The following is a 1,914-nucleotide window of genomic DNA, read 5'->3' as shown; positions in this document are numbered from 1 at the left end:
TGAAAGTGCTGTCGGGCGTCTATCCGTCCGGGACCTATGATGGCCAGATCATCTTTCGCGGCCAGGAATGCAACTTCAAAGGCATTCACGACAGCGAGCATATGGGCATCGTCATCATTCACCAGGAGCTTGCCCTGGTGCCGATGCTGTCGATCGCGGAAAACATCTTCCTAGGCAACGAGCACGCCACCTATGGCGTCATCGACTGGGACGCCAACGAGGCGCGCACGGCCGCCCTGCTCAAGAAGGTCGGGCTCAAGGAGGACCCCAAGACGCTGATCACCAATATCGGTGTCGGCAAGCAGCAGCTGGTCGAGATCGCCAAGGCGCTCAGCAAGGAAGTGAAGCTCCTGATCCTGGACGAGCCGACCGCGTCGCTCAGCGAGAAGGACAGCCAGGCGCTGCTCGACCTGCTGCTCGAGTTCAAGCGCCAGGGCATGACCTCGATCCTGATCTCGCACAAGCTGAACGAGGTGAACCGCGTCGCCGACAAGGTGACGGTGATCCGCGACGGGCGCACCATCGAGACGCTGCCAAGGCAGGACATCTCGGAAGACCGCATCATCACCTCGATGGTCGGCCGCTCGCTCGACGACCGCTATCCGCCGCGCGAGCCGCAGATCGGCGAGGTCATCTTGGAAGTGAAGGACTGGTCGGTCTACCACCCGATCCACGCCGAGCGGCAGGTCATCAAGAACGTCAACCTCAATGTGCGCAAGGGCGAGGTGGTGGGCATTGCCGGGCTGATGGGCGCCGGCCGCACCGAATTCGCGATGAGCCTGTTCGGCCGCTCCTATGGCCGGCACATCACCGGCGAGGTGTCGCTGCACGGCAAACCGCTCGACCTCTCGTCAGTGAGCAAGGCGGTGGAGAACCGCATCGCCTATGTCACCGAGGACCGCAAGACCTACGGCCTCAACCTCATCGACCACATCAAGCACAATGTGACCTTGGCCAATCTTGGCGGCGTTTCCAGCCGTGGCGTCATCGACGACATGCGCGAGATGAGCGTCGCCAACGACTACCGCAAGAAGACCAACATCCGCGCCTCCAGCGTCTATCAGCTGACCGGCAACCTCTCGGGCGGCAACCAGCAGAAGGTGGTGCTGTCGAAATGGCTGTTCGCCGATCCGGAAGTCTTGATCCTCGACGAGCCGACCCGCGGCATTGACGTCGGCGCTAAGTACGAAATCTATACGATCATCGCCCGCCTCGCCGCCGAGGGCAAAGCGATCATCGTCATCTCGTCGGAAATGCCCGAATTGCTCGGCATCACCGACCGCATCTATGTGATGAACGAAGGGCGTATCGTCGGCGAAATGGCGGCAAGCGACGCCAGCCAGGAAAAAATCATGCGCGCCATCGTTCGCGGAGAAGGAAAAAAAGCATCATGAGCACAGAAAGCGCTCCCGCACCGCAGAGCGGCACAGCCGAGGACGTCAAGCAGGGTCCGCGCATCGCCGTCTCGGCCCTGACGACGAACCTGCGCGAATACGGCCTGATCATCGCGCTCATCGTCATCATGCTGTTCTTCCAGTACACGACGTCGGGCACGCTGTTCAAACCGGTAAACCTTTCGAACCTGGTGCAGCAGAACTCGTTCATCATCGTGATGGCGCTGGGTATGCTCCTGGTGATCGTCGCCGGCTATATCGACCTCAGCGTGGGATCGGTGGCAGGCTTCATCGGCGCGCTGGCGGCGATGATGATGGTGATCTGGCCGCTCGGCATATTCTCGAATCCGCTGGTGGTCTCGATCGTCTGCCTGATCGTCGGCGCGCTGATCGGCGCGGCGCAAGGCTACTGGATCGCCTATCACAAGATACCGAGCTTCATCGTGACGCTGGCCGGCATGCTGATCTTCCGCGGCATCTGCCAGGCGCTGCTCGGCGGCGGCTCGTCGGTCGGCCCGCT

1 protein-coding gene and 1 pseudogene are annotated in these 1,914 nt (G+C 61.6%); both read left to right on the top strand.

The annotated features are described in order from the left end of the window. The coding region (locus EOA28_RS34320; protein ID WP_128315773.1) for an ATP-binding cassette domain-containing protein at positions 1-1,394 on the top strand (1,394 nt) is incomplete at its 5' end. After that, a pseudogene (locus tag EOA28_RS34315) lies at positions 1,391-1,914 on the top strand (sugar ABC transporter permease); the annotation flags it as partial. The gene EOA28_RS34320 and the pseudogene EOA28_RS34315, both read left to right, overlap by 4 nt.

The organism is Mesorhizobium sp. M2A.F.Ca.ET.067.02.1.1, from assembly GCF_004023285.1.
Classification (GTDB): Bacteria; Pseudomonadota; Alphaproteobacteria; order Rhizobiales; family Rhizobiaceae; genus Mesorhizobium.
Note: the sequence above shows the minus strand (reverse complement) of the source record. Positions and strands in the feature narration are given on the sequence as shown.